At 68.8% G+C, this 14,753-nt stretch carries 14 protein-coding genes; 7 read left to right on the forward strand and 7 right to left on the reverse strand.

Going from position 1 to position 14,753, the window contains the following annotated elements; translation table 11 throughout:
• Positions 1–464 precede the first annotated feature (464 nt).
• The gene (locus tag ABZW60_RS02705; protein ID WP_355473314.1) at positions 465–1,382 is read left to right on the forward strand and encodes a VanW family protein; all 918 of its coding nucleotides are present in this window, start codon (positions 465–467) and stop codon (positions 1,380–1,382) included.
• On the opposite strand, the gene ABZW60_RS02710 is transcribed toward ABZW60_RS02705, so the two are convergent.
• Positions 1,383–1,790, reverse strand: a complete 408-nt coding sequence (locus ABZW60_RS02710; protein ID WP_355473316.1) for a cupin domain-containing protein — start codon at positions 1,788–1,790, stop codon at positions 1,383–1,385.
• 64 nt (positions 1,791–1,854) lie between these two features.
• Between ABZW60_RS02710 and ABZW60_RS02715 the strand changes: the two genes are divergently transcribed.
• The gene (locus ABZW60_RS02715) at positions 1,855–2,562 is read left to right on the forward strand and encodes a helix-turn-helix domain-containing protein (protein ID WP_355473318.1); all 708 of its coding nucleotides are present in this window, start codon (positions 1,855–1,857) and stop codon (positions 2,560–2,562) included.
• A 13-nt stretch (positions 2,563–2,575) separates the two neighbouring features.
• The gene (locus ABZW60_RS02720; RefSeq protein ID WP_355473320.1) at positions 2,576–3,601 is read left to right on the forward strand and encodes an aminoglycoside phosphotransferase; all 1,026 of its coding nucleotides are present in this window, start codon (positions 2,576–2,578) and stop codon (positions 3,599–3,601) included.
• Here the strand turns inward: ABZW60_RS02720 and ABZW60_RS02725 are convergent.
• The 6 genes from ABZW60_RS02725 to ABZW60_RS02750 are packed head-to-tail and all read right to left on the reverse strand — an operon-like array spanning position 3,582 to position 10,594.
• Entirely contained in the window at positions 3,582–5,492 is a 1,911-nt protein-coding gene (locus ABZW60_RS02725; RefSeq protein WP_355473322.1) for a hypothetical protein, read from the reverse strand. The genes ABZW60_RS02720 and ABZW60_RS02725 overlap by 20 nt on opposite strands.
• Positions 5,489–6,547: a glycosidase gene (locus ABZW60_RS02730; RefSeq protein ID WP_355473324.1), complete on the reverse strand. Its 1,059-nt coding sequence runs from the start codon at positions 6,545–6,547 to the stop codon at positions 5,489–5,491. Before ABZW60_RS02730 ends, ABZW60_RS02725 begins: the two co-directional genes overlap by 4 nt.
• A gap of 34 nt (positions 6,548–6,581) precedes the next feature.
• Entirely contained in the window at positions 6,582–7,400 is an 819-nt protein-coding gene (locus tag ABZW60_RS02735; RefSeq protein WP_355473326.1) for a carbohydrate ABC transporter permease, read from the reverse strand.
• On the reverse strand, positions 7,400–8,299 hold the full coding sequence (locus ABZW60_RS02740) for a sugar ABC transporter permease (protein ID WP_355473328.1): 900 nt from the start codon (positions 8,297–8,299) through the stop codon (positions 7,400–7,402). The genes ABZW60_RS02735 and ABZW60_RS02740 overlap by 1 nt, the downstream gene beginning before the upstream one ends.
• Positions 8,296–9,564 (reverse strand): extracellular solute-binding protein, encoded by a 1,269-nt coding sequence (locus ABZW60_RS02745; protein ID WP_355473330.1) that lies wholly within the window; start codon positions 9,562–9,564, stop codon positions 8,296–8,298. Before ABZW60_RS02745 ends, ABZW60_RS02740 begins: the two co-directional genes overlap by 4 nt.
• A 10-nt stretch (positions 9,565–9,574) precedes the next feature.
• Positions 9,575–10,594: a LacI family DNA-binding transcriptional regulator gene (locus ABZW60_RS02750; protein WP_355473332.1), complete on the reverse strand. Its 1,020-nt coding sequence runs from the start codon at positions 10,592–10,594 to the stop codon at positions 9,575–9,577.
• Between the two features lie 275 nt (positions 10,595–10,869).
• On the opposite strand from ABZW60_RS02750, the gene ABZW60_RS02755 reads away from it, so the two are divergent.
• Genes ABZW60_RS02755 through ABZW60_RS02770 form a run of 4 tightly spaced genes read left to right on the forward strand, consistent with a single transcriptional unit; the run spans position 10,870 to position 14,751 of the window.
• Positions 10,870–11,685, forward strand: coding sequence for an endo alpha-1,4 polygalactosaminidase (locus ABZW60_RS02755; RefSeq protein WP_355473334.1), 816 nt, complete (start codon positions 10,870–10,872; stop codon positions 11,683–11,685).
• 35 nt (positions 11,686–11,720) lie between these two features.
• Entirely contained in the window at positions 11,721–13,019 is a 1,299-nt protein-coding gene (locus ABZW60_RS02760; RefSeq protein WP_355473335.1) for an ABC transporter substrate-binding protein, read from the forward strand.
• Positions 13,019–13,942: a sugar ABC transporter permease gene (locus ABZW60_RS02765; RefSeq protein ID WP_355473337.1), complete on the forward strand. Its 924-nt coding sequence runs from the start codon at positions 13,019–13,021 to the stop codon at positions 13,940–13,942. Before ABZW60_RS02760 ends, ABZW60_RS02765 begins: the two co-directional genes overlap by 1 nt.
• Positions 13,939–14,751, forward strand: a complete 813-nt coding sequence (locus tag ABZW60_RS02770; protein WP_355473339.1) for a carbohydrate ABC transporter permease — start codon at positions 13,939–13,941, stop codon at positions 14,749–14,751. Before ABZW60_RS02765 ends, ABZW60_RS02770 begins: the two co-directional genes overlap by 4 nt.
• The last annotated feature ends 2 nt before the right edge of the window (positions 14,752–14,753 follow it).

Consider the following 14,753-nt stretch of genomic DNA (forward strand, 5'->3'; position numbering starts at 1 on the left):
GGCAAGACCACAGCCTCTGCACCGCCCTCGAATTCGACTGAGACTCTGCCTCGCCGGACCGGCGACACCGCGGGGTCTGCGCGGCCGTCGAACTCGGCTGAGACTCTGCTCGGTGAACCGGCGAGACCACTTGGTCTGCACCACGTCGGACTCGACTGACACCCCCAGCCCCGCGAACCGACGAGCCCCCCAGGTCCACACCACCCCCGCGAACCCAAGCCACACCCAACCCGCCCAACCACCAGACCCACACCAGCCCGAACCCAACCCACACTCCAACCCCAACCAAACCGCCAGGTGCGCGCCGCCCTCGGACTCCGTTGACACCCACACCCCGGCGGAGCGAACTCCTGGTTCGGTGTGGGCGTCATACCGGGCGCAATTCGATTGTGGTGGTTCTGTCATCTGGTTGCGGTACCGGCGTCGTACGGTGGCCGGGGTCGTCAGGGTTCGGGGGAACGAGGATGTCGAAGAGCACAACTGCCGCGCCGGCGTGGCAGGTCGGTGTGCGGGAGTTGAGTGTGGCCGAGCAGGCCCGCATCCTCCCAGCGGTACGACGGCGGCGCTGGAGTGAACGCATCCGCCTCCTGTACCCGCTGGCCGTGCGCTACCACCGCGCCGTCAAACGCCTGCAGTGGCTGACGTCCAGTACGCCGTACTCCGCTACGCACGAGCCGACCAACCTGCCGGTGCGCATCAAGCGGCACAAGTCGTTGCTGCTGCGACAGCTCGGGGAGACCGAGATGTGGATGCAGCACAACAAGGTGGCGAATCTGAAACTCGCCTGCGCGCAGATCGACGGGCTGCTGATCCGCCCCGGCGAGACGTTCTCGTTCAACAAGGTGGTCGGCAACGCGACCCGTCGCAAGGGCTATCTGAAAGGGATGCGGCTGTCGAACGGCCAGGCCAAGCCGGGGATCGGCGGCGGCATCTGCCAGCTCGCGAACCTGCTGCACTGGATGGTCCTGCATTCGCCGTTGACCGTGACGCAGCGATCCACGCACAGCTTCGACCCGTTCCCGGACAACGGCCGGGTGCTGCCGTGGGGCGTGGGCTGCAGCATCGTCTACAACTACGTGGATCTGCAGTTCCGCAACGACACCGACCAGACGTTCCAGTTGCGGGTCGGCGTCGGCGACCGCTACCTCGAGGGCGAGATCCTGGCCGACGTCCCGGCGGAGTCGTCGTACCGGGTGTTCGCCAAGGACGAGCGGTTCCTGCGCGTCGGCGCCGAGTACTTCCGCCGGAACCAGATCTGGCGGACCGTCGTCGACCGGCGCACGGGGACGGCGGTCCGCGACGAGCTGATCCGCGAGAACGTTGCCCTGGTCAAGTATCTGCCGGTCGACGTACCGGTGCTGGACGTCGTCCTCCCGCGCTGATCACCCGAGCAGCGAGCACCCGTATTGCTCGAACAGCGCCGCCACGTCGCCGGAGAACCCGCCGTGCAGCTCGCGCAGCATCGCGTGCGTGGTCGCCGACATCACCAGCACGTACCGCGCCGGCTCCTCGCCCGGGTTGCCGAACGTGTGCGGCACGCCGCGCGGCCCGACGATCCCGGATCCGGCCGGTACGTCGTAGTCCTCGCCGTCGATCCGCATCCGCATCGTCCCCGACAGCACGTACCAGGCCTCGTCGTCGGTGTGGTGGACGTGCAGCGGCGCCTGCCACGCCACGGCGTCCGACGTACGGCCCGCGGCCTCCCACTCGGCGAGCACCAGACCGGACCCCTCGGGCGCGATCGTGCGCCCGAGCAGCGGAACCCCTGACAGATCGTCACGACGCGTCACAGCACCCCTCATGCCCGAACACGGACATCGGCAAACTGTCGGCGGCGCGTAGCAGACTGGAGAGGTGACTGTGGCCGTCGAGCCGTACCGGGAGCGCCCCGCGCGCATCGCCGGCGCCGACCTGTGGACACGGACGGCCGAAGGCGGTGAGTACCGGATCCTTCCCGACGGCTGTATGGACCTGCTGCTGATGGACGACGACCTGATCGTGGCCGGCCCGGACAGCCGCGCCTGGACGGGCTCTGCCCCGCGCGGCACGCGGTACGCCGGGATCCGGTTCGCGCCGGGCGCCGCGCCGGGCTTCCTCGGCGTACCGGCTCATGAGTTGCTGAATCAGCGGGTCCGTCTCGCCGACCTGTGGTCGCCGAACCGGAGCAGACGCCTGCTGGACCGGATCAGAGCCACACCCGATCAGGCGACGGCGCTCGACCTCGAGGTCGCCAAACTGCTGGAAGATCCCACGGACCGGCTCACCGCCCACGTGCTGCGCAGCGTCCGCGGCGGGCTGCTCCGCGGCACCGCCGGCGTGGCCCGCCTGGCGGGGACGATCGGCCTGAGCGAGCGGCAGCTGCACCGCCGCTGCCTGGACGCGTTCGGCTACGGCCCGAAGATGCTCGACCGGGTGCTGTGGATGAATGTGGCGCTCGACCACGCCCGCACCGGCCTGCCGCTCGCCGACGTCGCCGTCCTCACCGGGTATGCCGACCAGGCCCATTTCACCCGCGATGTGAGAGCCCTCACCGGTCTGCCACCGAAGATGCTGCTGGGCTGACACACTGCTCCTCATGACCGAAGTCGGTACGACGACGTTGCGGCACAACCCGCTCAACGCGGTGACGGCGAACGTCGAACGGGTGACGTACGCCGACGGCCGGACCGCCGTACGCAAGGAGCTCCGGCGGCCCGCCGACTCCTCCGGTCCGTGGGCCGCGTCGACCGATCCGCGGCACTGGAACTACTGGCGCCGCGAGCTCGAGGTCTATCGCGACGACGAACTCCGCGAACAGCTCGCCGACGCCGGACTGGTGCTGCCCGCGGCGCAGACCGAGGACCAGCCGGACGGCGCCGTCCTGCTGATGGAAGACATCGACGGTACGCCGGGCACGCACTTCAGCCTCGCGGAGCACGCGGCGCTCACCCGGGCCTGCGGTCGCTGGCAGGCCCGCCCCGCGCCGGAGCGGCCATGGACGTCGACCGGCTTCCTGCGCGACTACTCGACGACCCGCGACGTGCCGTGGCATCTGATGACCGACGACGCCGCCTGGCAGCAGCCGTTGATCCGCGAAACCTGGCCGGCCGAGCTGCGCGAAGCCTGGACCGGGTTGCTGGTCCATCGCGACGCGCTGCTCGGCCTGGTGGCGAGCCTCCCGCGGGCCCGCTGCCACCTCGACTTCTGGGTCTCGAACGTGATCCAGCGGCCGTCCGGCGAACTCGCCCTGTTCGACTGGTCGTTCCTCGGCGACGGCGCGCTCGGCGAGGACATCGGCAACTACATCCCGGACGCGGTGTTCGACCTGTTCTGGCCGGCCGAGCGGCTGCCCGAGCTCGCCGAGACCTGCATCGCCAACTACCTCGACGGTCTGCACGAGGCCGGCTGGCGTGGCGACCCGGACCACGTCAGGCTGGCCGTGATGGCCTCGGGCGTGAAGTACGCGTGGCTGCTCCCCGGCCTGCTCGGCCGGGCCTCGGATGCGACGCACAACGCCTACCACCGCCAGGTCGACAGCCGGTACCTGTTCCACCAGCGCGGCCAGGCCCTGCTGTTCCTGGCCGACTGGTGTGCCGAGGCGCTCAGCCGAGCACGACGGTGAACCCACCCGGTACGACGAGCGGCGCGCCGCGGGCAATCAGCCGGCCGCCGGCGTCGTAGGTGTAGGCCCGCTGGCCGAGACCGACTACCCGCGGACGGCTGTCGACACTCACCAGTAGCGTCGCCGAGCCGATCCGCAGGCTGCTGATGGTCGGAAGCAGAAGCACTGCGTCCACTTGAGCCGTGCCTGTCGCTTGTGCGCTGAGCGTGGTCGCGTTGGCCGGTAGCGGTTTGGCCAGTGTGAGCGGTTGGAGAGCACCAGGTGCCGCAGAGATTCCTTGTGGGCCGCAGAGATGCGTCAGCGTGCCAAGGGTCAACCCATCGCTGGTCCAGGTGGTCTTGGCCGGGTCGGGTGTGTTGATGAGGTTGACCACTGGGAGCACCAGCCGCGGCTGCGTCGACGCCGGCAGCGTCCAGGTCGCCGTGTCGTCCAGGGAGAGGTAGGCGCCGTTGCTCCACTGGGATTCGCCGGTCCAGGCCGAGGGCGGAGTGACGACCGTGCCGCCGGTGCCCGACTCAGCCTCGACGACGTGCAAGCCGTCGTACGTCGCTGAGCCTGAGAGCCGGGCGACGTCGGGGTGGGCGTCGAGGGCGAGCATCGAGAGTTGACCGTGGATCGTCGACTCGGCGCCGGAGTTGCGGTTGATCACGCCGTCGCCGGAGACGCCGTCGTACGTGCGCCCGGTGGTCGCGTCGTACATCGGTTCGCCGGCCCGGTTGGCACCGAAGTACCAGGCCGCGACGAAGGCGGCGAGGTGCTGCTGACCGGGGCGGTCGATCGCCAGCAGTGCTTGCAGGCGCGCGTCGACGCCGTACGCGATCTGGGTGCGGTCGATCGGGACCGGCAGCCAGCCGTTGTCGGGGCCGCCCGCCGTCAGCAGGAGCGGCGTGAAGCCGGCCGTGTCGCCGATCGCTGCGGTGAGCAGCCCTGGATCGCCGAGCGCCGCGGCGGCGGCCGCGAGGGCTGAGGGCATCTGGGCACCCCACGCGTGCCAGTCGGAGATCGACTCGCCCCACGGAAGGAGCGCACGGAACGGCCATTCGCGGGTCGAACCGGCCTGCAGCTGTGCGATGCCTTCGGCGAAGCGCGTCAGCGCGCGACGGGCGCTCGGCGATCCGCCGGCGTCGACGTACGCCGACAGTCCGAGAACAGCTTCCGAGGTGGCGTCGGCGCCGTTCACGATCAGCCAGGCGGGGAGCTTGTGACCATCGACCAGGTTGTACTGCCCGTAGCGGATCAGGACCTGGCGTTCTAGTGCGGCGATCGCGAGCTCGAGACGGTCCTTCAGGAAGTTGGCGAAGGCCCGGTCGGTGCGGCGGAAAACGCTGTATCCCTCCCCTAGCGCCCAGACCGTTCGGGCCAGCCAGTACGACGGGCCGGAGTCGGACGGGTCGGGCAGCTCGACCGGGTCGGCGCTGGGGTTGAGGGTGCCGTCGGGCTGCATCCAGAGGACGACGTTGCCGTTGCGCGACTGCAGGAAAGTGAGGGAACGCAGCAAGTTCCTGGCAGCCTGCAGCGACGAAGCCTCGTGGAACAACGTCCAGTGCCGCAGGTAGACGACGGCCGCGCGGGCGATGTCGTCCGCGTTGAAGGCGCCCTGGCCGTAGGTGTCGGTCGCGGGATCGTAGGTGCCGCCACCGATCCGCCGGTACGAGCCGTCGGGCTGACGGTCGGCGTACGTCCACAGAACGCCCAGCGGGCCGGAGCCGTAAGTGCTGTGGCCGACGGCGGGTGGAGGTGTGACCGAGGTCCGGAGGTAGTCGAGGTGCGCGAGATTCGAGAGACGAGTGGAGGCTCCAGCGGCGCTGACTGCCGATGCGGGTGAGCTGACTGCCGAGGCTGCAGCCAGTGCGACTGCTCCGCCGAGGACGGTGCGGCGGGTCGGGTTCATGACAGGCGATCCAATCGGGCCACGCCGATCGCGGCGTCGGCCATGCCGTAGAAGACGTACCGGACGCCGTCGACCTCCTCGATCGCGGTCGGGAAAACGACGTTCCCCACCGTTCCGACTTTTTCCTCCTCGGTTTCCGGGACCAGCAGCGGTTCGGTGCTGCGGGCAACCACCCGGGTGACGTCGGCGGCGTCGAGGATCAACGCGCCGGCCGCGTAGCAGACCTTCTGGGTCGTCGGGTCGAAGCCGGCCGGCTGCTCGCCGGTGACGCCGTGATGGATCACCAGCCAGCCTTCGGGGATCCGCAGCGGCGCCGGCCCGGCGCCGATCTTCAGCTCCTCGAACGGGTACTCCGACATCGCGACCAGCCGGTGGTGCCGCAGGTGGACGAGGTTGCGCAGGTCCTCCTCGACCGCCGCCACCGGCACGAACGACACCCAGATACCCGGGCGGTCGTCGGTGACGCCGGCCGGCAGGTGCACGCCCTCGCCCTCGCGGAACCAGCCGAGGTCCCACATCGGCCGGTGCAGCATCGCGTACGCCGGTTCGCCGTCCGGCCCCGGCACCGGCTCGGGAAAGAAAACGGTGTCCTTGTTCGGGAACAGGTTGAGGTCGGTGTCCAGGTCCGGCTGGTACTCGAAGTGCAGCGGACCCAGCCGCCGCCAGTCCCGCAGGTCCGACGACACCGCCAGGGCCGGCTTCGGTCCGAGCGGGCCGTAGGCGACGTAGGTCATCACGTGCAGGCCGAGCGACGGGACGAACGTGACGCGGGGGTCCTCGACGCCGGCGTTGTTCTTGCCGCGCTCCCAGCCTTCGTCCGGTGCGAGCACGACGCCTTCGCGCCGGACGCCGGTCGGTACGCCGTCCGTCACCTCGACCTCGGCCAGGCCGACACGAGAGACGTTGCCACCAGCAACCAGCCGCGGCAGCAGGTACAGCCGGCCGTCAGGAGTGTGCCCGGTGGCGGGGTTGAGCACCCCCTCCGCCTCGAGCTCGTTGCCCGGCTCGGGCGTCATCAGCACGCCGACACGAGTAAGGGTGTAGGGAACAGTCACGGGGAAAGCCCTTTCAGAAATCGACACTGCGGAACTAGCCTTTGACGCCGGACGACAGGTTCGTCGAGATGAACCGGCGCTGGAAGATGATGAACAGGGTCACCGCGGGCGCGGCGAGCACGCAGGCACCCGCGAGGACGGCGCCGAACGGGTTCGCGGCACGGGCGGACACCGTGGTCAGGTAGTTGGACAGCGAGACCGCGAGCGGCTGCAGGTCCTGCTGTTTGGTGATCAGGAACGGCCACAGGAACTCGTTCCACGGCCCGATGAACGTGAGCAGCACACCGGTCAGCAGCGCCGGCCGGACCAGCGGTACGGCGACCCGCCAGAGGATGCCGAGCTCCGACGCGCCGTCGATCCGGGCGGCGTCGAAGAGCTCGGCCGGCAACTGCAGGAAATATTGGCGGAACACGAAGACCGCCGTCGAGTTGATCAGGAACGGCAGGATCATCCCGAGATAGCTGTCGGCCAGCCCGTAGCTGCGCACGATCAATACGTAGAGCGGGATCGTCAGCAGCTGGAACGGCACCACTTGGATGAGCAGCATCAGGTTGAACACGAGCCCGCGGCCGCGGAACCGCAACCGCGCCAGCGCGTAGCCGGCGAGCACCCCGAACACGAGTGTGCCGAGGATGACACCGCCGGTGAAGATGCCGGAGTTGAGCAGCGACCGGCCGAGGTGGATGGACTTGTTGATCTCGGCGTAGTTGTGGCCGGTCAGGTTACCGGGTGCCGGAAATGCTCCGGAAACCGTCGGATCCGGTTCGGCCTGCAAGGAGCCGATCAGCATGTAGTAGAAGGGGAACAGGAACACGAACGCACCGATCAGCAACGCGACGAACTTGAGCCTCATCAGTCCTCCTCCCGCCCCACGAACCGCCGTTCGATCAGTGCGACCAGCAGGACGCCGATCACCAGCAACACCCCGATCGCCGAGCCCACGTCCGGGTTCCCTTGCTCGATCCCGCGCTGGTACATGATCAGCACCGGGGACGCGGACGCCCCGTCCGGTCCGCCGCCTCCGGTCAGCAGATAGGGCTCGGTGAACAGATTCGCTCCGGTCACCGTCGCGACCAGCACCACCAGCGTCGTCGCCGGCCGCACACCCGGAACAGTCACGTTCAGAAACGACTTCCACCGGCCGGCACCGTCCATCGACGCGGCCTCGTAGAGATCCTTCGAGACGTTCTGCAGGGCGGCCAGGTACAGCAGGATGAAGAACCCGAGCTGTTTCCAGGTCACGTACACAGCGACCGTCGGCATCGCCAGTTTCGAGTTCACCAACCAGGACGGATCGGGAGCGAGCGGCCCCAGGACCGAGTTGACCAGACCGTTGGAGTTGAAGAGGAACAGCCACACCCCGACCACCGCGACGGACGCGGTGACGTACGGGACGTAGTACGAGACCCGGAAGAAGGTCCGCCACCGGATCGCGGCGTTCAGCGCGGTCGCCAGCCCGATCGACAGGACGACGGTCAGCGGAACGTTGATCACCAGGAACACCAGCACGTTGGCGAACGCCCGCCGGACCGCCGGGTCCGACAGCACCGCCACGTAGTTGTCGAACCCGACGAACGGCCGGTCCACGACCGCTCCGGGGGCGGCGAAGAAGTAGTCGTGGAACGACATGTAGACCGCGAACCCGAGCGGATACGCGAACACCGCGGCCAGGAAAACGACGTACGGCGTGACGAACGCGGTCCCGGCCGGATGCTCACCGAGGATCCGGCCGAGCGGACCACGCGACCTCATGACTGCTTGGCGAGTTGGTCGACCTTCTGTGCGGCGTCGTCGAGAGCCTGGCCGACGTCCTGCTGGCCGAAGATCACCGACTTGGAGTAGGCGTCGCGGAACGTCTGCCAGATCGTGATCGAGTTCGGCACGTTCGGCACCTCGACGGTGCGCGAGGCCTGGTCGGCGAAGGTCTTGTAGTCCGGGTTCTTCGCGAAGTAGTCGGCGTACGTCGACGCGACGTCCTTGCGCAGCGGCATCTGCCCGGTGGCGGCCAGGAACTTGCCGTCCTGGTCCTTGCTGGTCGCGAACTTCAGCACGTCCGCCGCCGTCCCGCGGTTCTTGCAGGCCGAGTACATCGCGACGTTCTTGGCGTCGGAGAACGTGTGGATCTGGTCGGCGGCCTGACCCGACGACGTCGGCACCGGCACGACGCCCCAGTCGACCTTGCCCTTGTACGTCGCGATCGCCCACGGACCCACCACGGCCATCGCCGCGGTCCCGTCCACGAACGCGTCCCCGGTGTACTTCTCCGGCGACGCGAGCTTGTCGGCGTACATCGTCCGCCAGAACTGCGCGACCTTCTTGCCCTCGTCGGACGCGAACGTCGCCTTGCCGTCGGCGACCAGTTGCTTGCCGCCGCTCTCGGCCGCGTACAGCGGGTAGAAGTCGAACCAGGACTGGTAGAACTCGTTGCTCGGCGCGGGGTAGATCGCGAACTTCGCGGCCTTCGAGGCCACGATCTTCCGCGACGTCGCGAGGAACTCGTCGTACGTCTTCAGCGACGGGTTCGTGATACCGGCCTTCGCGAACACCTTCTTGTTGTAGAAGATCATCACCGGGTTCGACTTCCACGGCAGCTGGTAGTACTTGCCGTCCGGCGACTTGTACTGCTGGGCGACGTCACCGGAGCGCTCCTCGATGTACGACGCGTCCAGCGGCACCAGCCCGCCCTGCTTCTGGAACTGCGACACCGACGCCGGCGACGTGTTGAAGATCAGGCACGGCGCGTTCCCCGCCGTGATCGCGGCGCCGATCACCTCTTCCGACGACTTCCCGGTCGGGATCTCCTGCGCGGTGACCTTCTGGTCGGCGTGCCCGGCGTTCCAGGCCGCGACCATCTGCTTGCCCCAGGCCACTTCCTCGGCGTTGTTCGAGTACCAGATCGTGATCGGGCCGCGGGCCTCGGCCGCGGCGCCGGCGTCACCAGCGCCGTCACCGCCGCTCCCGCAGGCGGCGAGCGAGCCGGCCAGAACCACGGCCAGCAGTCCAGCTTGCAACTTCATGGGGTTCCTCCTAGGCAGGGGGTGCAGCGGTGGAGCGACGTACGACGAGGTCCGCGGGCGGGAGCTCGACGTCGGGGACGTCGGTGTCGCCGTCGACGACCCGGTTGAGGGTCCGGGCCGCCGTCTCGCCGAAGCGGAACGGGTCGGCGCGGACCGTGGTCAGACCGGGATGCACGTACTCGGCGAGCTCGCTGTCGTCGAAGCCGGCGATGCTCAGGTCGTCCGGCACCGTCAGGCCGGCGGCCTGGGCGGCGCCGAGACCGGCGATCGCCATCCGGTCGTTCGCGTAGACGATCGCGGTCGGGGGCTGCGGCAGCGCGAGCAGCCGGTGCGTCGCCTCGATGCCGCCGGCCGCGGTGAAGTCGCCGGTCTCGACCGCGACCGGCTTCAGCCCGGCGCCGGCCAGCGTCTCGACGAAGGCTGTCGACCGGGCGGTGGCGTGCACGAACGCGGGCGGACCGGCGACGTGCGCGATCCGGGTGTGCCCGAGCTCGAGCAGGTGCTCGACGACCGCCACCGTGCCGGGCCGGTCGTCGAGGGTGACCGCCGGGAACGGCGACTCGCCGTCCGGACGGTTCAGGGTGACCGCGGGCAGGCCGAGCTCGATCAGCAACTCGATCCGCGGATCGTCGTGCCGCAGGTCGGACAGGAAGACGCCGTCCACTCGGGCGTCCTGCGCGAGCCGCCGGTAGCCGTCGGCCTCCGAGCCGTCCGCGACCACCTGCAGCACCAGGGCCTGGCCCTGCGTCGACAGCACGCTCTCGACCCCGGCGATGAACGCCGGGAAGAACGGGTCGGACGACAGCACGGCCGGGTCCCGGGTGATCACCAGGCCGAGCGCGAACGCCTTCGAGACCGACAGCGACCGCGCCCGGTTGCTGGGCCGCCAGCCCAGCTCGTCGGCGGCCGCGAGGATCTTGTCCACGGTCGCCTGCGCCAGCCCCGGCCGCCCGTTGAGCGCGAACGACACCGACCCCTTGGACACACCGGCCCGGCGTGCCACATCCGCGATGGTCGGCCGTTTCGTCACGCTGGACTCCCGTCTAAACCGGTTTAAAGAGCATTTAAACCGGTTAAAATCACGGCTGTCAAGATCCAGCGCATTGCGCAATACCGCAATCTGCAGGCGGTTCCGCGCACTCGTTTGCAGCCGATCGCTTGACGGGCGCGGCCGGCGAGGGATTCACTGGTCGGCAGCGACGCACCCAGCCGGTACCAGGCCGACGGCCTGAAGTCCGGTTTTCCGGCGCCAGGGTGGTGAGAAACCCGAGGCGGGGTCGCGTCCCCGGGACCGATGGAGCAATCGTGTCCAGACTCACCCGCCGCCTGCTCGCAGCAGCCGCGGCCACCGCCCTCGCAGTCACCGTCACAGCCGCCGCCTCCACCCTCACCCGACATCCCGCCGACGCGGCCGTCACGCTGCCGCCGGCGCACGCGAAGTTCGACTATCAGATCGGCGGCGCGTACGCCCCGCCCGCCGGTGTCCAGGTGGTCACCCGCGACCGGACCGCCGCACCGGCAGCCGGCCTCTACAACATCTGCTACGTCAACGCCTTCCAGGTCCAGCCCGGCGAACAGGGCCAGTGGGCCGCCGACCTGCTCCTCCGCGATGCCAAGGGCAACCTCGTGATCGACGAGGACTGGGGCGAACCGCTGCTCGATCTGCGCACCGCGGACAAGCGGACCCGGATCGCCGCCAAGGTCAACGGCTGGATCGACGGGTGCGCCGCCAAGGGCTACCGGGCGATCGAGCCGGACAACTACGACAGCTACACCCGCTCCAAGAACCTGCTCACCGCCGGTCAGGCCAAGGCGTACCTGACCCTGCTGGCGACCCACACGCACGGCAAGGGCCTCGCGATCGGCCAGAAGAACACGGTCGAACTGGCCGGCTCCCGGACGTCGGTCGGCCTGGACTTCGCGGTCGCCGAGGAGTGCGGCCAGTACGACGAGTGCGGTGACTATGTCGATGCCTTTGGCAACAACGTGATCGTGATCGAGTACACCGACAGCGGCCGGCGGACCGCGTGCTCGCAGTACGGCGGCACGCTCTCGATCGTGCAGCGCGATGTGGACGTCTCCGTCCCGGGCGATCCCGGGTACGTCCGCAAGACCTGCTGAATCTCCCTTCCTGCACACCATTTCTGGAGACCGTCATGTCTCAGCATGCTCGAAACCTGTCCCGTCGTGACGTCCTTCGCGCGGCCGCGGCCGTCGCGGCCGTCGGCACCCTGGGTGCGTGCGGCAAGAACGACGACGAGGGCGCCGGTCCCGACGGCGTCGTGACCCTGGACCTGTGGCACGGCCAGGTCGATCTCGGCAAGGCCGCGATCGACTCCCTGATCGCCGCGTTCAACCAGTCGCACCCGAAGATCAAGGTGGTCGGTGGCGGTGGCGGCGTGACCGCGGACAGCATGCTGCAGAAGGTCACCGCCGGTCTGGCGGCGGGGTCCTACCCGGACATCGCGTACATTTTCGGGTCGGACCTCGCCAGCCTGACCAAGAGCCCCAAGGTCGCCGATCTGACCGGACAGCTGAAGATCGACGACTACTGGCCGGCCGCGAAGGACGCGGTCAGCGTGAAGGGAAAGGTCCGCGCGGCACCGGCTCTGCTGGACTCGCTGTGCGTGGTCTACAACAAGAAGCTGTTCGCGGCGGCCGGCGTGTCTCCGCCGAAAGCCGGCTGGACCTGGGACGACTTCGTCACGGCCGCGAAGCAGCTGACGAACCCGGCCAAGGGCGTCTTCGGCACCGGCTGGCCGGGCGTCGGCGACGAGGACACCGTCTGGCGGATCTGGCCGATGATCTGGGACCTCGGCGGCGACGTGGTCAGCGGCGACGGCAAGAAGGTGGGCTTCGACTCCGTGGGCGCCAAGGCCCTCGAGACGCTGGACCGGCTGCGGACCGACAAGTCGCTGTACGTCGACCCGAAGCCGGGTAGCGAGCAGCTCTACCAGGTCTTCCTCGGCGGGCGGATGGGAATGGTTGCCACCGGCCCCTGGCAGCTTCCCGAGCTCAAGGACAACGGCCTCGACTACGGCGTCGTCCCGCTGCCGTCGTACTCCGGGAAGCCGGTCACGATCTCCGGCCCGGACACCTGGACGATCTTCGACAACGGCAAGGCCAAGGTGAAGGCGGCCGCCGAGTTCGTCACCTGGCTGGCCGAGCCGGCGCAGGACCTCCAGTGGGACATGAAGGGCGGCAGCCTGCCGATCACCAAGGCGACCGCGGAAATGCCTGAATGGAAGAAGCATTCCGCGGCGACGAACGGCCTGGACGTGTTCGTGACCGCGCTCGACACCGCGAAGGTGCGGCCGACGATCCCGACGTACCCGCAGATCTCGCAGCACGTGGGCGAGGCGATCGCCGCCGTCCTGCTGGGCAAGCAGAGTCCCGCGGACGCGCTCAAGCAGGCCGTCGACCAGTGCAACCAGGTGCTGGCGGTGCCGAGCTGATGGCCAGCGTGGTCGGGACGTTCACCGTCGATCCGCGGGCCCGGGCGGCCAAGCGGCGGGCGCGGGGTGAAGGTGCGACCGGCTGGGCGTTCGTGAGTCCGTCGGTGGTGCTGATCCTCGGCCTCGGTGTTGTGCCAGTGGTGTGGTCGCTGCTGCTGTCGTTCCAGGTGAACGATCTGGTGTCGCCGAGCGAATGGGTCGGGCTGGCGAACTATCAGGCGCTGGCGAAGGATCCGGCGTTCGGGTCGGCGGTCGCGCACACGCTGATCTACACGGCGCTCTACGTCCCGTTGAGCGTGGTCGCCGGGTTGGCGATCGCGATCGCACTGGACCGGAAGATCGCGTTGATCGGGCTGTACCGGACGCTGGTGTTCGTACCGTTCGTGGTGTCCGCGGCGGCGCAGGGCGTGCTGTTCTCGTTCGTGCTCGATCCGGAGTTCGGGGTCGCGAACTCCCTGCTGCACAAGGTCGGGCTGCCCGCGCAGGGATTCTTCAGCGACCCGGGTCAGGCGCTGTACCTGCTGGTCGCGATCTCGTTGTGGAGCGGCATCGGGTTCTGCGTGATCGTCTATCTCGCCGGCCTGCAAGGGGTTTCGACCGACCTCGTCGAGGCCGCGCGGATCGACGGTGCCGGCCGCTCGGGCGTACTGCGGCATGTGACGCTGCCCGCGCTGACACCGGTGACGATCTTCCTGCTGCTGTTCCAGACCATCAACGCGCTGCAGGTGTTCGACCTGGTGTTCGTCACCACGAAGGGCGGGCCGCTCGGGTCGACGACGGTCATCGTGTACTTCATCTGGGAGAAGGCGTTCAAGACGTTCACGGCCGGCTACAGCGCCGCGGCGGCGTACACGCTGGCGGTCGCGCTGCTCGTGGTCGGTGTCGCCCTGCAGCTCTACCGGAGGCGGGTGGCTGCTCGATGAAGCGCATCAGCGGCTGGCATTTCGTCCTCGCGCCACTGGCGCTGCTGTTCGCGTTGCCGCTGGTCTGGCTGCTGGTCAGCTCGGTGATGAGCAACGCCGAGATCAACCGCTTTCCGCCGGCCCTGTGGCCGCACGGGATCAAGCTGGACGGCTACCGGTACGTGCTCGGAAACGCCTTGTTCCCGCGCTGGTTCCTGAACTCCTTCGTCGTGTCCGCGGTGGCGGTGACCGCGAACCTGGTGCTCGGCTCACTCGGCGGGTACGCGTTCGCGCGGATCCGGTTCGCCGGCTCGAAACTCGTACTCGGGCTGATGCTCGCGACGATGGTGATCCCGTTCCAGCTGACGATGATCCCGACGTTCCTGGTGATGAAGCAGCTCGGCCTGATCGACACGCTCGGCGCGCTGATCGTGCCGTCGCTGGTGACACCGCTGTCCGTGTTCCTGTTCCGGCAGTTCTTCGTCTCGCTCCCCCGCGAGCTCGAGGAGGCAGCCTGGCTGGACGGCTGCGGACGGCTGCGGATCCTGGTGTCGATCGTGCTGCCGCTCGCGCGGCCGGCGCTGAGCACCGTCGCCGTGCTGACGTTCCTCGCGACCTGGAACGACCTGACCTGGCCGTTGATCGCGATCAACAGCGACTCCACCTACACCCTCCAGCTGGGACTCACCACGTTCCAGGGACAGCACCACACCCAGTGGTCGGCGGTGATGGCCGGCAACGTCATCACCGTGCTGCCCGTCCTGCTGGGATTCCTCCTGGCCCAGAAGGCGTTCATCCGCTCACTGGCCTCCACCGGACTCAAAGGCTGACC

The organism is Kribbella sp. NPDC003557 (assembly GCF_040610805.1).
Classification (GTDB): Bacteria; Actinomycetota; Actinomycetes; order Propionibacteriales; family Kribbellaceae; genus Kribbella.